The 18,912-nt window shown below is 65.9% G+C and carries 19 protein-coding genes and 1 pseudogene; 4 read left to right on the top strand and 16 right to left on the bottom strand.

Translation table 11 applies throughout. From position 1 onward, the window contains the following. On the top strand, window positions 1-1,091 hold a 1,091-nt coding region (locus AC1DYX_RS14325; RefSeq protein WP_477259836.1), incomplete at its 5' end, for an SPFH domain-containing protein. Here the strand turns inward: AC1DYX_RS14325 and AC1DYX_RS14320 are convergent. The 6 genes and pseudogenes from AC1DYX_RS14320 to AC1DYX_RS14295 all read right to left on the bottom strand — a co-directional run. Next, complete coding sequence (locus tag AC1DYX_RS14320) at window positions 1,054-2,538, bottom strand: radical SAM protein (RefSeq protein WP_477259834.1); 1,485 nt, start codon at window positions 2,536-2,538, stop codon at window positions 1,054-1,056. The two genes, AC1DYX_RS14325 and AC1DYX_RS14320, sit on opposite strands and share 38 nt — an antisense overlap. Next, window positions 2,535-3,326, bottom strand: a complete 792-nt coding sequence (locus tag AC1DYX_RS14315; protein WP_477259832.1) for a hypothetical protein — start codon at window positions 3,324-3,326, stop codon at window positions 2,535-2,537. Before AC1DYX_RS14315 ends, AC1DYX_RS14320 begins: the two co-directional genes overlap by 4 nt. Then, window positions 3,323-4,093 carry a prolipoprotein diacylglyceryl transferase gene (locus AC1DYX_RS14310; protein ID WP_477259830.1) on the bottom strand — a complete coding sequence of 257 codons (771 nt, stop codon included), beginning with the start codon at window positions 4,091-4,093 and terminating at the stop codon, window positions 3,323-3,325. The genes AC1DYX_RS14315 and AC1DYX_RS14310 overlap by 4 nt, the downstream gene beginning before the upstream one ends. Beyond that, on the bottom strand, window positions 4,090-4,332 hold the full coding sequence (locus tag AC1DYX_RS14305; RefSeq protein WP_477259828.1) for a hypothetical protein: 243 nt from the start codon (window positions 4,330-4,332) through the stop codon (window positions 4,090-4,092). The genes AC1DYX_RS14310 and AC1DYX_RS14305 overlap by 4 nt, the downstream gene beginning before the upstream one ends. Before the next feature lie 45 nt (window positions 4,333-4,377). Next, complete coding sequence (gene pyrE / locus AC1DYX_RS14300) at window positions 4,378-5,034, bottom strand: orotate phosphoribosyltransferase (RefSeq protein WP_477259840.1); 657 nt, start codon at window positions 5,032-5,034, stop codon at window positions 4,378-4,380. A 270-nt stretch (window positions 5,035-5,304) separates the two neighbouring features. After that, window positions 5,305-6,267 (bottom strand): annotated as a pseudogene (locus AC1DYX_RS14295) (MEDS domain-containing protein); the annotation flags it as partial. A gap of 290 nt (window positions 6,268-6,557) precedes the next feature. Between AC1DYX_RS14295 and AC1DYX_RS14290 the strand changes: the two are divergent. Continuing rightward, window positions 6,558-7,328: an exodeoxyribonuclease III gene (locus AC1DYX_RS14290; RefSeq protein ID WP_477259826.1), complete on the top strand. Its 771-nt coding sequence runs from the start codon at window positions 6,558-6,560 to the stop codon at window positions 7,326-7,328. A 9-nt stretch (window positions 7,329-7,337) separates the two neighbouring features. On the opposite strand, the gene AC1DYX_RS14285 is transcribed toward AC1DYX_RS14290, so the two are convergent. From AC1DYX_RS14285 to gshB, 8 genes are all read right to left on the bottom strand, one after another. Then, on the bottom strand, window positions 7,338-8,279 hold the full coding sequence (locus tag AC1DYX_RS14285) for an RluA family pseudouridine synthase (RefSeq protein ID WP_477259824.1): 942 nt from the start codon (window positions 8,277-8,279) through the stop codon (window positions 7,338-7,340). Between the two features lie 18 nt (window positions 8,280-8,297). Further along, window positions 8,298-9,233: a M48 family metallopeptidase gene (locus tag AC1DYX_RS14280; protein WP_477259822.1), complete on the bottom strand. Its 936-nt coding sequence runs from the start codon at window positions 9,231-9,233 to the stop codon at window positions 8,298-8,300. 87 nt (window positions 9,234-9,320) lie between these two features. Then, a complete protein-coding gene (gene metW, locus AC1DYX_RS14275; protein WP_477259820.1) occupies window positions 9,321-9,941 on the bottom strand; it encodes a methionine biosynthesis protein MetW in 621 nt (206 codons plus the stop codon). After that, entirely contained in the window at window positions 9,938-11,053 is a 1,116-nt protein-coding gene (gene metX, locus AC1DYX_RS14270) for a homoserine O-succinyltransferase MetX (protein ID WP_477259838.1), read from the bottom strand. The genes metW and metX overlap by 4 nt, the downstream gene beginning before the upstream one ends. Before the next feature lie 52 nt (window positions 11,054-11,105). After that, on the bottom strand, window positions 11,106-12,860 hold the full coding sequence (gene ptsP, locus AC1DYX_RS14265) for a phosphoenolpyruvate--protein phosphotransferase (RefSeq protein WP_477259818.1): 1,755 nt from the start codon (window positions 12,858-12,860) through the stop codon (window positions 11,106-11,108). A 44-nt stretch (window positions 12,861-12,904) separates the two neighbouring features. Further along, window positions 12,905-13,174 carry an HPr family phosphocarrier protein gene (locus AC1DYX_RS14260; protein WP_477259816.1) on the bottom strand — a complete coding sequence of 90 codons (270 nt, stop codon included), beginning with the start codon at window positions 13,172-13,174 and terminating at the stop codon, window positions 12,905-12,907. A gap of 26 nt (window positions 13,175-13,200) precedes the next feature. Beyond that, window positions 13,201-13,605, bottom strand: a complete 405-nt coding sequence (locus AC1DYX_RS14255; RefSeq protein WP_477259814.1) for a PTS sugar transporter subunit IIA — start codon at window positions 13,603-13,605, stop codon at window positions 13,201-13,203. A 14-nt stretch (window positions 13,606-13,619) separates the two neighbouring features. Then, the gene (gene gshB, locus AC1DYX_RS14250; RefSeq protein WP_477259812.1) at window positions 13,620-14,567 is read right to left on the bottom strand and encodes a glutathione synthase; all 948 of its coding nucleotides are present in this window, start codon (window positions 14,565-14,567) and stop codon (window positions 13,620-13,622) included. Between the two features lie 244 nt (window positions 14,568-14,811). On the opposite strand from gshB, the gene AC1DYX_RS14245 reads away from it, so the two are divergent. Then, window positions 14,812-14,922: a MerR family transcriptional regulator gene (locus AC1DYX_RS14245; protein WP_477259810.1), complete on the top strand. Its 111-nt coding sequence runs from the start codon at window positions 14,812-14,814 to the stop codon at window positions 14,920-14,922. Continuing rightward, window positions 14,919-15,902 carry a class I SAM-dependent methyltransferase gene (locus AC1DYX_RS14240; RefSeq protein WP_477259808.1) on the top strand — a complete coding sequence of 328 codons (984 nt, stop codon included), beginning with the start codon at window positions 14,919-14,921 and terminating at the stop codon, window positions 15,900-15,902. The genes AC1DYX_RS14245 and AC1DYX_RS14240 overlap by 4 nt, the downstream gene beginning before the upstream one ends. 123 nt (window positions 15,903-16,025) lie before the next feature. Here AC1DYX_RS14240 and gshA read toward each other — a convergent pair whose 3' ends face one another. Together gshA and AC1DYX_RS14230 are read right to left on the bottom strand one after the other, a co-directional pair. After that, window positions 16,026-17,327 (bottom strand): glutamate--cysteine ligase, encoded by a 1,302-nt coding sequence (gene gshA, locus AC1DYX_RS14235; RefSeq protein ID WP_477259806.1) that lies wholly within the window; start codon window positions 17,325-17,327, stop codon window positions 16,026-16,028. 142 nt (window positions 17,328-17,469) lie between these two features. Next, a partial coding sequence (locus AC1DYX_RS14230) for an ammonium transporter (protein WP_477259804.1) occupies window positions 17,470-18,912 on the bottom strand: 1,443 nt, incomplete at its 5' end.

The following is an 18,912-nucleotide window of genomic DNA, read 5'->3' as shown; positions in this document are numbered from 1 at the left end:
TCGTGGGCGTGGTCGTGTCGTACACGGGCAAGGCCGGCACCGACCTGACGGGCGACGATTACCGCCACGGGGAACTCGTGGGCGCCGACGAAAAGGGCGTGCAGGCGACGCCCCTGCTGCCGGGCAAGTACGCGCTGAATCCGTATGCGCGGCGCGTGATCGAAGTGCCGACCACGAACTTCATCCTGAAGTGGCAGGCGGGCGCGATCGGCTCGCATGAGCTGGACAAGCATCTGTCCGAAGTCTCGCTGATCACGAAGGACGCGTTCGAGCCGGACCTGCCGCTGTCCGTCGTCGTCAACATCGACTACAAGATGGCGCCGCTCGTGATCCAGCGCTTCGGCGATATCCGCAAGCTGGTCGAGCAGACGCTCGATCCGATGGTGGCCGCGTATTTCAAGAACGTCGGCCAGCGCAAGACGCTGATCGAGCTGCTGCAGGAACGCTCGGATATCCAGGAACGCGCGATGGCGGAAATGCGCCGCAATTTCGAGGGCTACAACCTCACCTTGAACGAAGTCCTGATCGGCACGCCGCGCGCGAAGGCAGGCGACACGCAGATCGAGACGATCCTGCGCCAGCTGCGCGAGCGCCAGGTGTCGCGCGAACAGCTGGAGACCTACCGCACCAAGGAAGCGGCCGCGCAGCAGGAACGCATCCTGCGCGAGGCGGAGGCGCGCGCGAAGCAGCAGACGTCGATCACGGAATCGGAACTGGCCGTGCGCATCGCCGAGAACCAGGGCAGCGCCGCCGTGCAGAAGGCGATCAAGGCCGCCGAGGAAGCGCGCCAGAACGCGGCCGGCGTCGCCGACGCCAAGCGCCGGCTGGCCGAGGCGGAAGCATTCCAGCTGGAAGCCGTCGGCCAGGCCCAGGCAAAGGCGACGGAACTGAACGTGGCGGCCTACGGCGGCCCGGAACTGCAGTTCCAGCAGACCGTGCTGCTGCGCTTCGCGGAAGCGATCGAACGCGGGCAGGTGGCGCTCGTCCCGTCGATCCAGGTCGGCGGCGCCGAGGGCAGCGGCACGGCGCTCGACGCGTTCCTCGCGATGGCCGTCAAGCAGATGGCGGCGCCGGCACCAGCGGGATCGTAGTCCGCTCGCGCCGGCGCGCGAAGTCCGCCGCAATGCCGGCGCGGATGCCTTCCAGCCGGCGGTCGTCGCGGTACAGCAGGTTATAGCTTTCGAACGGCACGAGACGGCCGTCCGGCAGCGCGAAGTGGATGCACGATTTCTTCAGCGCGCGCACATCGAGCGAGTACGCATCCATGAACTGCACGATCAATACGCGGAACACGTTGTCGTAGCGGAGCGCGGACAATGTGTTCCGTGTGCTGACGAGCGGCAGGCAGCACATCAGTTCGGACAGGCAGTTGGCCTGCGATTCCGGCGAGTGGTTCGTCGAGAACAGCTGGAAGATGCGATCCTTCACGGCGCCATGCAGCGCGGGGTCGCGCTCGAACACGATCGTGTTGCCGCTGCCCTCGACGAGCGTCTGCGGGTCGATCCAGCGGGTCAGCGGCACGGTGCCCTCCTCCGTCTTGATCGCGTAGGCCATCGCCAGCGTGTCCGGATTGCACGGCACCGGCACCACGTCTTCCAGCGTGAACAGGCGGCTCTGTTYGGCGATGCGGCGGCGGATTTCGGAGACCGTCAGCCGGTGCAGGCGCGGATCGTAGTCTTCCACGCGACCGGCATCCTGGATCGGCTGCAGCGTGACACCGCGCACGCAGGGCTGTTGCAGCGCGAAGTCGATGATCTCCCCGATCTCGCCATCGTTCAGCCCCTTCTTGAGCGTGACGACGAGCGTCGTCGACAGGCCCGCCTCATTCAGGTTGTCGAGCGCCTGGCGGCGGATGCGCGTCAGGTCTGCGCCACGCAATTCGCGATGCACTTCCGCCCGCAGCGAATCGAATTGCAGGTAGACCTCGATGCCGGGCGCATAGCCGGCCAACCGCTCGACGAACGCCCTGTCCTGCGCGAGCACGATGCCGTTCGTGTTGACCATCACGTGCTTGATGGGGCGCGCCTTCGCGGCGTCGAGGATATCCCAGAACTGCGGGTGCAGCGTGGGTTCGCCGCCGGACAGCTGCATCACGTCGGCCTCGCCCTCGTTGGCGACGACGGCATCGAGCATGCGGATGACGTCTTCCAGCGGCAGGTGGCGTTCGCGGTGCGTGCCGCTCTCGGCATAGCACACGGGGCAGTTCAGGTTGCAGTTGTCCGTGATCTCGACGACGGACAGGCACGAGTGCTGCATGTGGTCCGGGCACAGGCCGCAGTCGTACGGGCAGCCGTATTCCATCTTCGTGTTGAACTGCTGCGGCATCTCGGGGTATTTAACGAACACTTCGCGGCACAGGCGGTAGTACGCGACGTCATCGCTGACGAGCACGCGCTCGGTGCCGTGCGCGCCGCACCACTTGTCCATGTACACCTTGTCGTCCTTGAACACGATCTTCGCTTCGACCGGGTGCAGGCAGGTCGAGCAGACGGACGTCGTCGTGTCGTAGAACAGGTAGGGGCGGGTTTTGCGGGTCATGGTTGTTCCTTGCGCGGCGGCGCCGGGTAGTCTCGTTCGGAATCGGCGACGCGGCGGCGCAGGTCGGCGGCGAGGCGTTCGGCGGCGTCGGCATCGGCTGCCGGCAGCGTGGCCCTGGCCGAAGCGATCGCGGCTGCATCGCCGGTCAACGCCAGCAGCGCCAGCGCCTTGATGCGCTCGGCGGACGAGACATGCTTGGACTGCGCATCCAACTTCAGCTCGGCGGGATCTCCCCTGCCGCAGTGGAGAATACCGCGCGCCCGCCAGAGCAGGGAATCGTCGGTACGGCCGGCGACGTTCAGCATGCGGCTGACCTGCAACGCGGGCTCGATGCGTGGGTAGAACGGTATGGGCCGCGGATACGTACACGCCTTCGTGGCGGCGCGCTGCAGCAGCGCAATGCTGCGCTCGGCATTCTCCTGCCGGGCGGCGTGTACAAAGCGCGCCGGATCGGCGAGCATGTCGCCCAACAGCGCCTGCGCGAGGCCGTCATCCTGCGCCGCGGCCTGTTCCAGCAGCGCCCGCGCGCGCGGCACGTCGGCTCGCGCCGGATCGAACGTGGACAGCAGCGCAGATGCCAGCGCGCTGCGCGCCGCTGGCTCGCCGGCGGCGGCGGCCGACTCCAGTGCGGCGATGCGGCGCTGGCGCGCGGTCTCCCGGTCGAGCGCCTGTTGCCGATAGCGGGCATTGTTCGCCGCATCGATGACGACGCAGCCGGTACCGCCGATGAACGCGAGGGCGAGGACGACCGTCCCTGCGCGCGCGTGGAAAGAAGACAGCAATGTCATGTCGGGTGAAGCCTCCGGGTATGAATGAAGCCGGACAGTTGCCGGTACACGAACGGCAGGTAACACGCCAGCGCCAGCGCACACACCCACTGGATGCCGGACAGCCCGAACGCATACGCATACGGCACCGGCTTGATGCCGTCGACGAGCAGGCGCCAGGCGAGATAGGACGAGAGATACAACTTGAACGCGAGCCCCGGACTGCGCCCGAGCGGCGCGCGCCAGCGCCACAGCAGACAGCCTGCGAGCAACGCGAACAGCATGTCGTAGACCTGAGTCGGATGGCGCGGGATGCCGTCGCCGAAATCGACGCCCCACGGCAGCGAGGTCGGCACGCCATAGGTGCCGTCGTTCAGGCCCGCGAGGAAGCAGCCGATGCGGCCCACGACCGTGCCGGCGACGAGCGGCAGGATGAATTGGTCGCCCGTCGACCCGCGGATGTCGGCCAGCTTCTTGGCGATCTCCACGCCGAGCAGGCCGCCCAGCAGCCCGCCGACGATCGACTGGCCGGACGCGATCAACCGCCAGTCCGGAACGGCGCCCTGCCACAGGTGCGGCATGTCGATCCAGAACACGAGCTTGTTGCCGATGGCGGCGCCAAGGATGCAGCCGACGACGACGGCGAAGGATCCCGGCTGCAGCAGCGCGGGTTGGCGGGCGCGCCGGCGCTGCCAGCGGTACAACTGCACGCCGCCGGCCAGCGCCAGCCATTCGAATACGAGGTGGACCCACTGCGCCGTCGCGGCGGAAAGGACGGGGCCGTTCATTCGCCGGCGGGCGGGCGCTTGCGCCACAGGCGGACGATCGCGATCCCGCAGACCCAGGCGATGCCGAGTCCGACGAGACCGAATCCGATCAGCATGGGCTCAATACCCTTGAGTTCGCCCGAACCGCCGCCGACCAGATCGGCCAGGCCGCCGACCGTACCGTAGGCGCCGCACAGGCCAAAGCCCACGAGCACCACGCACAGAAAGGCGGTCAGGACGCCGCGGGCGATGTTATTCATGGCAACTCCAAAATGGTTGCCGCCATTACATCACATTCTGAACGCTCAGGCCACGCCGTATTGCTGGCGATACGCGGCCACGGCATCCTTGTACTGGGCGAGCGAAGGATCCGCTTCCAGGTAGCCGAACAGGTCGGCCAGGCTGGCGATCGAGATCACGGGGATGCCGTAGTTCTGGCTGACTTCCTGCACGGCCGACAGCGGCGACAGCACGCCATCCTTGCCGCCGCGTTCCATGCGGTCGAGCGCGATCAGCACGGCGGCCGGTTCGGCGCCGGCCGCGCGGATCATTGCGACGGATTCGCGCACCGAGGTGCCGGCCGAGATCACGTCGTCGATGATGACGACCTTGCCGGCCAGCTTGGCGCCGACGATCGTGCCGCCCTCGCCGTGGTCCTTGGCTTCCTTGCGGTTGTAGGCGAACGACGTGTTGCGGCCTTTCGCAGCCAGCGCGACGGCCGTCGCGGACGCCAGCGTGATGCCCTTGTAGGCGGGGCCGAACAGCATGTCGAATTCGAGGCCGGAGTCGAGCAGCGTCTGGGCGTAGAACGCCGCCAGCTTGCCGAGGGTGGCGCCGTCGTGGAACAGGCCGGCGTTGAAGAAGTACGGCGACTGGCGGCCGGCCTTGGTGGTGAATTGACCGAACTTCAAGACTTCGGCTTCGACTGAAAACGCAATGAACTGTTGGCGCAGGTTGTCCACGACACGACCCTCGATCTGTGAAAACCGGTATTGTAATCCGGCCCGAGCGCGTTGACGAAGCCGGCCGTCCACCAGCCGCACGACGCGCCGCAGCCTGCGCTCGACGGACGGTATCCCCTGCCCGACCCGCAGCGCACCCCGCAGCGCGCGGCCGAGCATGACGAGGAAGTCATCCTCGGCACGGCCAACGGCCGCCAGCGCCCCCGCCAGTTCGGCGTGGCGGGTTCGCGCATGCTCGATTTCGCGCAGGCTGTGCATCTGTTCGGTCGCATCGCGCGTGAAGCAGCGCGTATAGCGCAGCAGGCCATCCTCGAAACTGGCGTTCGAACGGATGACCACGTGCCGGATCGAGCCATCCTTGCAGCGCAGGCGCGCCGGCTCGTCCATCACCGTCTCGCCGGCCGCGACCCTGGCCATGAAGTCCTCGATGACGGCGGCGTCAAGATGGAATTCGGCGATGTGGTGGCCGACGTATTCTTCCCAGCGGTAGCCGAGCATCTGCAGCTCGGCCCTGTTCGCCCACAGGATGGTGCCGTCGGCGCCGATCTGGTGCAGGCCCTCGGCCGCGTTCTCGACGAAATCGGCGAACTCGCGCTCGCACAGCAAGAGCGTCTTTTCGGCGCGCCGGCGCCGCGCCGCCTCGGCCTGCAGCGCATGCATTTTCTGTTCGAGCCGCACCAGGCTGATGTCGACGGATTGCCCGGGCGGCAGCGGGGCGGCGGCGTCCGCGCAGGCGTGATCATGCTCCGCGCAGACCTGGCGGAACACGTGCGCCACGCCGGACGACGGAAACAGGGCCCACGGGTACGCGCAGAACAGCGAGAATTCGAGCTTGCGCGCCAGTTCGTTCCACAGCCGTTCGAGGTGCAGGGCGGCGTCATAGCGGCCGCGCGCGCACAGCAGTGCCACCATCTCGCCGAACGCATGCACGGGCGCGCCGCCGGCGCAGGCCTCGGCCACGACGCGGCCCACCTCGTATTCGAAGCGCGCCCGATCCGGCCAGCCGCCGGCCATGATGCGGGCCAGCGTCGTCTCGGCATCGAACCACATGACGTCCCAGGGCACCGGGGCTGCGCGCCCTTCCGCCCGCGCCAGCACGTCCAGGCGGGCGCGCAAGGCATCGATGTGGGCCCCGGTAGCGACCACSATGCCCCTGCCCCGTGTCCGCAATGCCCGCTCGAGGAAAGACGCGACTTCGTCGAGCAACAGTTCGCTGTCGTCGTAAAAACGCACGAAATGCCCCGTCTTACCATGCTTGCCGGCCAGCAGGTCGTCGGACTTGATCAGCACATGGATCCCTGGTGGGTGGAAGAGACCGGCGAGCAACCGCTATTTCAGAAAACGTTGACGTCGCACAGCGAAAGAAATGAAAAATATCATTCTAGCCATACCGGAGCCGGTTAGACCGATGCCAACCGGATATGCTGCAGTGGTGTTGATATGAATCAAAACACGATACACTGTTGCCCTCGCAAAGGTCGCCGCATTGCGCGGCCGCGCTTCCATCCCAACCGCTTTCGATCATGCCAAGAATCATCTCTGCCAACCTGAACGGCATCCGTTCCGCCCACAAGAAAGGTTTCTTCAACTGGATGGCCAACCAGGACGCCGATTTCATCTGCGTCCAGGAACTGAAAGCCCAGCAGGCCGACATGACCGAGGAATTCCTTGCGCCGCACGGCTACCACGGCCATTTCCACTACGCCGAAAAGAAGGGCTATTCGGGCACGGGCGTCTACAGCCGCACGAAGCCGGATGCTGTCCGCACGGGCTTCGGCTGTGTCGAATTCGACAACGAAGGCCGCTACACCCGCGCCGACGTCGGTAACCTGACCGTCATCTCCGTGTACTGCCCGTCCGGCTCGTCGTCGCCGGAACGCCAGGAAGCCAAGTTCCGCTTCATGGAAGTGTTCCTGCCACACCTCTCGGCCCTGAAGGCGGAAGGCCGCGAGATCGTCATCTGCGGCGACTGGAACATCGCGCACAAGGAAATCGACCTCAAGAACTGGAAGAGTAACCAGAAGAACTCGGGCTTCCTGCCGGAGGAACGCGCCTGGATGACGCGCATCTTCGACGAACTGGGCCTCGTGGACGTCCACCGCGGCATCGACCAGCGCCCCGAGCAATACACGTGGTGGAGCAACCGCGGCCAGGCGTGGGCGAAGAACGTCGGGTGGCGCATCGATTACCACGTCGCCACCCCGGGCATCGCCGCGAAGGCGCATGCCGTCTCGATCTACAAGGACGAGCGCTTCTCCGACCACGCGCCCCTGATCATCGACTACGCCCTCTGATACCGGAGCTCAGCGCGCGGGCCACGCGAGCTCGCGCGTACTCGCGAAGCTGCGCGGCGCGCCCGTGAGCGGGTCGTCGAAGTGGATCGCGCGCGCCAGCAGTTGCAGCGGCGCCGAGAAATCGTCGCCCTTGCACGGCAGCGCGACGGGATAGAAGGCGTCGTTCAGGATCGGTACGCCCAGCGATGCCATGTGCAGCCGCAGCTGGTGCTTGCGGCCCGTGTGCGGATGCAGGCGGTAGTGCCCGATGCCGCCGCGCGTTTCCAGCAGCTCGATGATCGTCTCGGAATTCGGCTCGCCCGGTTCTTCGCGCATGACGAAGAACTTGTCGCCGTCGACCATCCGGCTCCGGTAGGTGAACGGGAAGTCGCGCCCTTCCAGCACGGGCGCCAGCGCCTCGTACGTCTTGCGGATGCTGCGCTTCTGGAACATCGACTGGTACGTCCCGCGCGTGGCCAGGTTGTGCGAAAAGATGACGACGCCGGCCGTCTCGCGGTCGAGGCGGTGGATCGGCGTCAGGTGCGGCAGGTCAAATCTCTGTTTCAGCCGCACGAGCAGGGTCTCGCGCAGGAAGCGCCCCGTCGGGATCATCGGCAGGAAGTGCGGCTTGTCGACGACGAGCAGGTGCTCGTCCTGGAAGATGATGCTTTCCTCGAACGGGATCGGTGTTTCATTCTCCAGCTCGCGGTAGTACCAGATGCGCATACCCTGGCGCACGTGGCTGTCGGCCGCAAGCACCGCTCCTTTCGCATCGACCACGTCGCCGCGCGCCAGCCGCTCGGTCCACGTGGGCCCGGCGATGTCGGGAAAGCGTTCCTCGAGAAAGGCCAGCATGCCGCCGGTGCGGGTCTCGGTGATCCACAGGTAGCTGGGGGCCACGCCATCACGCACCGGCAGCGGCACGACGGCATTGGCCGCGGCCTGGTGGCCCTTCCTGACGAAACGTACCATCGACCCTTTATTTCCTCATCAACGCTGTGCGACGTTGGAGCGGTACGGCGGCAACCGGTCGACCGACGTTCCCTTGCTGCGCGCATACAGCGGCAACAGCACGTTCATGTGGCTCTCGATCTGCTCGATGCGTTCGCCGCCGCCCGGGTGCGTGGACAGCAGTTCGATCGGCGCGCCGCTCTGGTTCAGCACGGCCATCTTGTTCCACAGCGCGATGCCGGCGCGCGGGTCGTAGCCGGAGCGCGCGGCGATGTCCAGGCCCACGAGGTCGGCCTCGCGCKCCTCGTCGCGCGAGAACTTCAGCACGAGCAGCTGGCCGGCCGCATTGGTGGCGCCGCGCACGTCCACGCCGAGCCAGGCCGACAGTGCGGCGCCGCCCAGCTGGCTCGCGAGGCCCGTCGCCGTCGCCTTGCTCTGGCGGTCGCGCCCGTGCTCGCGCAGTGCGTGCGCGATCTCGTGGCCCATCACGGCCGCGATCTCGTCATCCGTCAGGCGCAGCTTGTCGATGATGCCGGTGTAGAACGCGACGCGCCCGCCGGGCATGCAGAATGCATTCACCTCGCCGGACTGCAGCAGGTTGACCTGCCACTTCCATTGCTGGGCATCCGGGTTCCAGCGCGCCGTGTTCGGAATGATGCGGCGGGCGATGGCGCGCAGGCGCTGCACCCGCGGATCGGATTCCGGCACCAGCGCGCCTTCCTGCTTCGCCTTGCTCATCAGGGCCAGGTATTGCTGGGCCGACTGTTCGTTGATGGCCTGCTCGGGCGCGGCGATGTCGCGCCACACGCCGCTGATCGAATTGCGTTTCAAGGGCTTCACGGCGATGCCGTCCTGCACGACCTGGTCCGGGTTGGGACGGTCGTCCTGGGCCGCGCCGGCCCACACCGGCGCACACAGCGCGAGCAGGACGGTGGCCCTGCCGGCGTGTGTCTTGAGCTTGAAGAATGGGTTCATGGTGTTCTCCTGCTGGGTTTTGACGACATCATGCCCGCGACTGACTGGTATGTACAACACGATACACGGGCATGCAAAGCGGCGCGCTCAGGCCTTGCCCGCGAGATCGCGCTTGCGCAGGCGAAACACGGCCAGGCTGCCGCGCAGGTTCGGCAGGAACGACACCGGCTTGCCCTCGGCCAGCGCGACGTATTCCAGTACCTCGAGCCCGCATTTCTCGGCCAGTTCCTTGAAGTCGTAGATCGTCGCGTAGCGCAGGTTCGGCGTGTCGAACCACTGGTAAGGGAGGGAGCGCGACACCGGCATCCGGCCCTTCAGCAGCGCGGCGCGGTGCGGCCAGTAGGCGAAGTTCGGGAACGACACGATCGCCTCCTTGCCCACGCGGACGATGTCGCGCAGGCGCGCCTCCACGTGCTGCATCATCTGCAGCGACGAGAGGCACAGCACCATGTCGAACGCGTCGTCCGCGAACAGGTCCAGGCCCTGCTCCATGTCGTGCTGGATCACGCTGATGCCGCGCTGGGTGCTTTCCAGGACCTTGTCGTCGGCGATCTCGACGCCATAGCCCGTGCAGTGCTTGGCCTTTTCCAGGTAGCGCAGCATGGCGCCGTCGCCGCAGCCGACGTCCAGCACGTGCGCGCCATCATTGACCCAGTGGGCGATGAACGCCAGGTCGGGGCGCAGGGTGCTCAGGTCTTCGAATTTCATGCGGCCTCCTTGCTTTCGACGGCGATGCGCTCGAAATAGGCGCGCACGATGTTCATGTAGCGCGCGTCTTCCAGCAGGAACGCGTCGTGGCCGTGCGGGGCATCGATCTCGRCATACGTCACCTTGCGGCGGTTGGCCAGCAGCGCCTCGACGATCTCGCGGCTGCGGTCCGGCGCAAAGCGCCAGTCCGTCGTGAACGATGCGACGAGGTACTGGGCGCGGGTGCTTTCCAGCGCCTTGGTCAGGTTGCCGCCGTGCTCGCGCGCCGGGTCGAAATAGTCGAGCGCCTTCGTGATCAAGAGGTAGGTGTTGGCGTCGAAGTATTCAGAGAATTTATCGCCCTGGTAGCGCAGGTACGACTCGATCTCGAAATCGATGCCGAAGTCGAATTTGTAGTCATTGCGCTCGGCCGCATTGCGCAGCTTGCGGCCGAATTTCTCCGCCATGTCGTCGTTCGACAGGTATGTGATGTGGCCGATCATGCGCGCCACCTTCAGGCCGTTCTTCGGCACGACGCCGTATTCGTAGAAGTCGCCGCCGCGGTAGTCCGGATCGGTGAGGATCGCCTGGCGCGCTACGTCGTTGAACGCGATGTTCTGCGCCGACAGCTTGGGCGTCGAGGCGATCACGATGCAGTGGCGCAGCCGCTCTGGGAACATGATGCTCCAGGCCAGAGCCTGCATGCCGCCCAGCGAACCGCCCATCACGGCCGCGAAGCACTGGATGCCGAGGCGATCCGCCAGGCGCGCCTGCGCGGCGACCCAGTCCTCCACCGTCACGACGGGAAAGGCGGCGCCGTACGGCTTGCCGGTGGCCGGGTTCGTGTGCATCGGGCCCGTCGAACCGAAGCAGGAGCCGAGGTTGTTGACGCCGATGACGAAGAAGCGGTCGGTGTCGACCGGCTTGCCCGGCCCGACCATGTTGTCCCACCAGCCGGTGCTCTTCGGCTGGTCGGCGTAGTGGCCGGCGACGTGGTGCGACGCGTTCAGCGCGTGGCAGATCAGCACGGCGTTCGACCTGTCGGCGTTCAGCGTGCCATAGGTTTCATACATCAGCGTGTAATCGCCGAGCGTCGCGCCGCTGCGCAGGCGAAGTGGCTCGGCGAAGTGCATCGCCTGGGGGGAGACTATTCCGATCGATCCCATGAAGACTCTTAAGTTGTAACTAGACTGACTGCAGCTGCTCCACGGCGTCGGCGATGGCCGCCGGCTCCATCGCGCGCAGGATGCGCTTGGTGCGCGGCACGAGCCGCGTCAGGTCGCTGGCCAGGATCTCCTGCTTGACGGCCAGGAGCTGGGCCGGATGCATCGAGAACTCGCGTAGCCCCATGCCCAGCAGCAGGCGGGTGAGCTTGACGTCGCCCGCCATCTCGCCGCACACGGCCACGTCGATGCCGGCCTTGTGTCCGGCGTCGATCGTCTTCGCGATCAGGGTCAGCACCGCCGGGTGCAGCGGATTGTACAGGTGCGCCACCTCGTAGTCGACGCGGTCGATGGCCAGGGTGTACTGGATCAGGTCGTTAGTGCCGATCGACAGGAAGTCGAGGCGCTTGACGAACATCGGCAGGGCCAGCGCGGCGGCCGGGATCTCGATCATGGCGCCGACGTCCACCGCTTCGTCGAACTTGACGTTCTGCTCGCGCAGCTGGGCCTTGGCCTGTTCGATCATGCTGAGGGTCTGGTCGATCTCGAACGCGTGCGCCAGCATCGGGATCAGGATCCGCACCTTGCCGTACGCGGACGCACGCAGGATCGCGCGCAGCTGCGTGAGGAACATCTGCGGCTCGGCCAGGCAGTAGCGGATCGCGCGCAGGCCCAGCGCCGGGTTCAGCGCCGTATGTTCGGTCTGGTCGAGCGGCTTGTCGGCGCCCACGTCGAGCGTGCGGATCGTGACCGGACGGCCCTTCATCGCCAGCACGGCCTTGCGGTACTGCTCGAACTGCTCGTCCTCGCCCGGCACCTTGAGACCCTGCACGCCGCGTCCCATGAACAGGAATTCGGAACGGAACAGGCCGACGCCGACGGCACCCGCCTCCAGCGCCGGGCCGCAATCGTCCGGCAGCTCGATGTTGGCGAGCAGCGTGATCGACGTACCGTCCTTCGTGACGGCCGGCGTCTTCTTGAGCTTGAGGAGGCGCTTGCGCGCYTTCATCAGGTTGGCCTGGCGCGCGCGGTACTGCTCCATCACGAGCGGACTCGGATTGCAGATGACGACGCCGGCGTCGCCGTCGACGATCACCCAGTCGTCCTGCTCGATCAGGCGCGAGGCCTGGCTCATGCCGACGGCGGCCGGGATGTCCAGGCTGCGTGCGACGATGGCCGTGTGCGAGTTCTGGCCGCCCACGTCGGTGACGAAGCCGACGAACGAACGGTCGCGGAACGCGAGCATGTCGGCCGGCGAGATGTCGTGCGCAACGACGATCATCTGCGGCTGGAAGTGCTCTTCGCCGGGCGCCGCGGGCTGCGCCGGCAGCGCCGTCCCCATCAGCACCTTCAGCACGCGCTCGGCCACCTGCTGGATGTCGTGCTTGCGCTCGCGCAGGTACTCGTCCTCGATCTCGTCGAACTGCGCGGACAGCTCGTCGATCTGGGTGACGAGCGCCCATTCCGCGTTGTAGTGGCGGCTGCGGATGATGTCGAGCGGGGCCTCCGAGATCATCGGATCGGACAGGATCAGCACGTGCACGTCGATGAAGGCGCCCAGTTCCGTCGGGGCGTCCTTCGGCAGCTCGGTCCAGAGGTCCTGCAGGTTGCGGTGCACCGTGGCGATCGCATCCTGCAGGCGCTTGACCTCAGCCTCGACCTGCTCTTCCGGCACGAGGTAGTGCTTGACGTCGAGCGCGGCCGGCGTGAGCAGGTGCGCGCGCCCGATCGAGATCCCGCGCGAAACCGGAATACCGTGCAGTGTGAACGATGCCATGGAGGTTCCTGGGAGAATACGGCCGCCGGCTCGGGAATCCGGCATTACTCGCCTTCGCCGAATCTGTCGTTGATGAGCGCGGCGAGCGCCGCGATGCACTCCTGTTCGTCGGGGCCTTCCGCTTCCAGCGTCACCTTGGCGCCCTTGCCGGCGGCCAGCATCATGACGCCCATGATCGACTTGGCATTGATGCGGCGCGCGTTGCGGGTGAGCCAGACGTCGCTCTGGTACCGCGCGGCCAGCTGGGTGAATTTGGCGGAAGCGCGGGCATGCAGGCCCAGCTTGTTGATGATCTCGAGTTCCTGTTGAATCATATGTGTTGTGTCGTCGTTCGTGGAAATCAGGTGCCGAGCCGGATCCGGTTGTCGACCCTGACCGCGCCGTTCTGKGCACCGGCCAATGCCATCTCGACCACCACGTCCAGCGTGTCGCGCCGGTACGTGATCGCGCGCAGCAGCATCGGCAGGCTGATGCCCGCGATGACTTCCACACGGCCCGGGCTGGCCAGGGTGTTGCAGCAATTCGATGGCGTACCGCCCTTGATGTCCGTGATGACCAGCACGCCGTCGCCTTCGTCCAGGCGCTCGATCGCGCTTTTCGCCATTGCGTGGATTTCGTTCGTGTCCTGGTCCGCCGTGACGTCGATCGCTTCGAAACGCTCCGTCGGGCCGCGGAACACGTGTGCGACCGCCGCGATGAATGCCTGGCCCAGCGGAGCGTGGGTCATCAGCAGAATGCCTACCATGTTCTATTTCCTGCTCAGTGTCCGTTCACCCGGCGTTCGACGGCGTCGATGAACATCGCCGCGACGTCGAAACCGGTCTGGTCGGTGATCTCCTGGAAGCAGGTGGGGCTGGTAACGTTCACTTCTGTCAGGAAATCGCCGATCACGTCCAATCCTACCAGCAACAGGCCACGCGCCGCCAGCACGGGGCCGAGACTTTCCGCGATTTCACGGTCGCGGTCGGACAGCGGCTGCGCGACGCCGGTGCCGCCGGCCGCCAGGTTGCCGCGCACCTCGCCAGCCTGCGGAATGCGCGCCAGCGCGAACGGGACCGGCTTGCCGTCGATGACGAGCACGCGTTTATCGCCCTTGATGATAGCGGGAATATATTTCTGGGCCATGATCGTGCGCGCGCCGTTTTCCGTCAGCGTCTCGATGATCGAGCCCAGGTTGAKGCCGTCGTCCTTCACGCGGAAGATGCCGGCGCCGCCCATGCCGTCCAGCGGCTTGAAGATCACGTCGCCGTGCTCGGCGTGGAAGGCGCGCAGACGCGTGCCGGAGGACGACACGAGCGTGGGCGACGTGAACTGGCTGAACTGGGCGATGGACAGTTTTTCGTTGTGGTCGCGGATGGCCTGCGGCTTGTTGAACACGCGCGCGCCCTGGCGCTCGGCCAGCTCCAGCAGATAGGTGCCGTACACGTATTCCATGTCGAACGGCGGATCCTTGCGCTGGATGACGGCATCGAATTCGGACAGCGCCACGGACTCCGTGTCGCCCTCGCTGTACCAGTCATCGGGGTCGCCCGTCAGCGTGATCTCGGTGGCCTCGGCCGTCACGACGCCTTCTTCCAGCACCATGTGGCGCTGTTCGAAGGCATGGATCCGGTGGCCGCGCCGCACGGCTTCACGCATCATCGCGAAGGTCGAGTCCTTATAAATCTTGAACCCGGACAGCGGATCGGCGAGAAAAGCGATTTTCATGTTGGTCCCAGTGAAGGCAATGCCACGATTTTATCCGGAAACGCCGATGTACGCGGAAAGCCGGCCGCGTCCGGCTGATGGGTTGGCGGGGCAGCTTCCCGTTAGCAAAAATTCATCTATTCCACCCGCATTTGCGAATCCTCAAGCTTATGCCCCCTCCTCTTGGGAAGATGCGTCCCTGGGAGCTCGACTCTAGTCGAACCAAATGGAGTAGATATGTCCAACCGTGATCATGGAAAGCACAATGGGAATCGGGCAGGCCGCCAGGCTACTGGGGACCACGGTCAAGACTCTGCAGCGCTGGGAGCGCACCTGGACCTGCACCGGCTGCGGCACCATCACGACCGCGACGTGAACGCGGCGATCGATCTGCAACGGCTCGCCACCGGCGCCCACGCGGCGCGAACGGCGCTACCCGAGGCGAGCCAGGCGGTGACGCCGGGCACTGCCGCTGGCGCCGGGCCGGCGGGAGGCGGGAAAGTGACGCCTGTCAGGCACGAGCACGGCCAGCAGGACGGCTCGGGGCAGGAAGAGATCGGTGAGCACTTGTGCGCACCTTCTCAAGAGCAGGACACGATGAACGACCGAGCCGAACAGGAACGCATCAAGCAGGTCTATCGTCAATGGCATGGCGGCGCCGCGCTGGCCAAATATGCCTGGCACCGGCCCGACATCGTCCGCCAGTCGGCGGCGCGGTCGCGCGTACTGGCCGAACTGCTGCCGTTGACGGTCGGGCGCGACTTGTCCACCGTGCGCGCGCTGGACGTCGGCTGCGGCACCGGCGGCTTACTGCGCCAGCTGATCGACTGGGGCGCCACGCCTTCCCACCTGGCCGGCACGGAGCTGCAGCAAGACCGCCTCGACCAGGCCCGGGCGCGCACGGCGCCGGGCGTGCACTGGCATCTGGGACAGCTGGATGCCTTTGCCGACGCCGGCATGGACCTCGTATGCGCGCACACCGTCTTTTCATCGATCCTGGACGAGGACGTGCGGCGCGACCTGGCCGCGCAGATGTGGCGCGTGCTGCGGCCCGGGGGCTGGACGATGATCTTCGATTTCCGCTATGGCAATCCGCGCAATGCCCAGGTGCGCAAGGTGACGGATGTCGAACTGCTGCGCTTCTGGCCCGCCGCCAGCCGCCACTACCGCACCCTTGTCCTGCTGCCGCCAATGGGCCGCGTGCTGGCGGCCATGCCCTGGCTGATACCGGAAGCGCTGGCGACGCTGGTGCCGCCGCTGCGCTCCCACTTCATTTATATGGCGCGCAAGCCGGAGGTGGAACAGCCCGTAGGGTGGACGGCTGCACACGCAACGCCGGACCGGCCGCACGGGTAACGCCGTCCACGCGGGGATACGCGCCATAAAATATGCCGCGTCCGTGCCGGTGCTTGTTGAACGCGTGGACGGCAGAGCCGGCTGCGCGCCCAGGTCCACCCTACCCACAATCGCGGCCGTGCGTCAATAGATCTCCGGATCCGGATCCGTCCGCTCCAGCTCCAGCGACGCCGCCAGCAACGCCAGCCGCGCCACCACGCCATATACATAGAAGCGGTTCGGCGCCGCCGTCCCCGGCTTGGCCTTCAGGTCCGGCACCGCATGCTGCTGCGCGAACGCGAGCGGCACGTATTGCGAGCCCGGCGCGTTCAGGTTCTGGTCGATGCCGCGCTCGGCGTGGATGCGGTAGAAGCCGCCGACGACGTAGCGGTCGATCATGTACACGACCGGCTCCGCCACCGCATCATTGATCGACTCGAACGTGGGCACGCCTTCCTGGATCATCACGTCGGTGACGGTGACGCCATCCTTGATGACCGACATCTTGTTGCGCTGCTTGCGATTCAGGTCCTTGACCTCGCTCGCGTCCTTGACGGTCATGATCCCCATGCCGTACGTACCGGCGTCYGGCTTGACGATGACGAAGGGTTTCTGGTCCTTCATCCCGTATTCCTTGTACTTCTTCTTGATCTTCGACAGCAGCGCGGAAACGTTGTCAGCCAGGCATTCCATCCCGACGTCTTCCTGGAAATTCACCTCGCCACATTTGTTATGCAGCGGGTTCACGAGCCAGGGGTCGATGTCGATCAGCTTGCCGAACTTCTTGGCGACCTCGTCGAAGGCCTTGAAGTGGTTGCTCTTGCGGCGCACGGCCCAGCCGGCGTGCAGCGGCGGCAGCAGCGATTGCTCGTGGACGTTTTCCAGGATGCCGGGGATGCCGGCGGAGAGATCGTTATTCAGCAGGATCGTGCACGGGTCGAAGTCGGCCAGGCCGACGCGGCGGCCGTTGGGCGAGCGCACGAGCGGTTCGACGACGAGCATGTTCCCGTCCGGCAGGGCGAGCGGAGTCGGCTCCGTCACGTCGGGCGACAGCGAACCGAGGCGTACATGCAGGCCCGTCTGGCGGAAGATCTGCATCAGGCGCTGCACGTTCTGCAGATAGAACGGATTGCGCGTATGGCTTTCCGGGATCAGCAGCAGGTTGCGCGCATCAGGACAATACTTGTCGATCGCGGCCATGGCGGCCTGCACCGTCAGCGGCAGCATCTCGGTCGACAGGTTGTTGAAGCCGCCCGGGAACAAATTCGTGTCCACCGGCGCCAGCTTGTAGCCGGCATTGCGCAGGTCCACCGAGCAATAAAACGGCGGCGTATGCTCCTGCCACTCGAGGCGGAACCAGCGTTCGATGGCGGGCGTGGCTTCGAGGATTTTCTTTTCCAGGTCCAAAAGCGGACCGGTCAGGGCGGTGGCGAGGTGGGGAACCATAAAAATGACGTCCTTCGGGCTTCTTGGCGATATGGTAAGCCGAGATGGGGTTGGACGAGCATTTTTTAAAGATCTTTATTCAATTTGGAAACAAAAAAGCGCCCAGAAGGCGCTTTTTTGAACTGCACTGAGGTAACGGCAATCAGGAGTGGTAAGCCTGTTCGCCGTGGCTCGTGATGTCCAGGCCTTCGCGTTCCTCTTCCTCGGCCACACGCAGGCCCAGGACGACGTCGACGATCTTGTAGGCGATGAACGAGACGACGGCCGACCACACGATGGTGGTACCGATGGCTTCGGCCTGTACCAGCACCTGGTGGCCGATCGAGTACGGGTCGGCGGACATCTTGTTGGTGACGTAGTCGAAGATGCCCTGGCCGCCCAGTTGCGGTGCCGCAAACACGCCGGTCAGCAGCGCGCCCAGGATACCGCCCACGCCGTGCACGCCGAACACGTCCAGCGAGTCGTCGGCGCCGATCATGCGCTTCAGGCCGTTCACGCCCCACAGGCAGACGATGCCGGCGACCAGGCCGATGACCAGCGCGCCCATCGGACCGACGAAACCACAGGCCGGGGTGATGGCGACGAGACCGGCGACGGCACCCGAGGCACCGCCCAGCATCGACGGCTTGCCCTTGGTGATCCATTCGCCGAAGACCCACGACAAGGTGGCGGCGGCGGTGGCCAGCAGGGTGTTCACGAAAGCCAGGGCAGCGACGTCGCCCGCTTCCAGAGCCGAACCGGCGTTGAAACCGAACCAGCCCACCCACAGCAGCGAGGCGCCGATCATGGTCATCGTCAGCGAGTGCGGGGCCATCGATTCACGGCCGTAGCCGACGCGCTTGCCGATCAGGATTGCACCGACGAGGCCGGCGATAGCGGCATTGATGTGCACGACGGTACCGCCCGCGAAGTCGAGGGCGCTCTTCTGGAACAGCCAGCCGGCCTTGAGGCCTTCGGCGTCGGCGGTCGCGGCGGTGATCGCATCCGGACCGGTCCAGAACCAGACCATGTGGGCGACCGGCAGGTAGCCGAACGTGAACCACAGCACGACGAACAGCAGCACGGCCGAGAAGCGTGCACGCTCCGCGAAGGCGCCGATGATCAGGCCGCAGGTGATGGCCGCGAACGTGCCCTGGAACGCCACGTAGACGAACTCGGGGATGACGACACCCTTGCTGAAGGTGGCCGCGGTCGAGAACGATGCCTTGACCGGATCCCAGATACCCTTCAGGAACAGGCGATCGAAGCCGCCGATGAAGGCGTTATTCTCCGTGAACGCCAGCGAGTAGCCGTACAGGCACCACAGGACGATGATGACCGCGAAGATCATGAACACCTGCAGCAGGATGGAGAGCATGTTCTTCGAACGGACCAGGCCGCCGTAGAACAGGGCCAGGCCCGGGATCGTCATCATGATCACGAGCAGGGTCGAGACCATCATCCAGGCGGTGTCGCCCTTCTGCGGGGTGGGTGCGGCAGCCGGTGCTGCTGCTGCGGCAGGAGCCGCCTCGGCCGGAGCCGCTGCGGGCGCTGCGGCAGCAGCGGCGACCGGAGCCGACGCGGCGGGTGCGGCGGCGGCATCGGC

The organism is Massilia sp. P2_C2, from assembly GCF_056404615.1.
This window is presented reverse-complemented; position numbering and strand designations above follow the sequence as displayed.

Bases quoted from the DNA above. Each gene is read 5' to 3' on its own strand.
- AC1DYX_RS14315 (WP_477259832.1), bottom strand. From the start codon at position 3,326: ATGACATTGCTGTCTTCTTTCCACGCGCGCGCAGGGACGGTCGTCCTC.
- AC1DYX_RS14245 (WP_477259810.1), top strand. From the start codon at position 14,812: ATGGGAATCGGGCAGGCCGCCAGGCTACTGGGGACCACGGTCAAGACT.
- metW (WP_477259820.1), bottom strand. From the start codon at position 9,941: ATGAAATTCGAAGACCTGAGCACCCTGCGCCCCGACCTGGCGTTCATC.
- AC1DYX_RS14305 (WP_477259828.1), bottom strand. From the start codon at position 4,332: ATGAATAACATCGCCCGCGGCGTCCTGACCGCCTTTCTGTGCGTGGTG.
- AC1DYX_RS14285 (WP_477259824.1), bottom strand. From the start codon at position 8,279: ATGGTACGTTTCGTCAGGAAGGGCCACCAGGCCGCGGCCAATGCCGTC.
- AC1DYX_RS14310 (WP_477259830.1), bottom strand. From the start codon at position 4,093: ATGAACGGCCCCGTCCTTTCCGCCGCGACGGCGCAGTGGGTCCACCTC.
- AC1DYX_RS14260 (WP_477259816.1), bottom strand. From the start codon at position 13,174: ATGATTCAACAGGAACTCGAGATCATCAACAAGCTGGGCCTGCATGCC.
- AC1DYX_RS14290 (WP_477259826.1), top strand. From the start codon at position 6,558: ATGCCAAGAATCATCTCTGCCAACCTGAACGGCATCCGTTCCGCCCAC.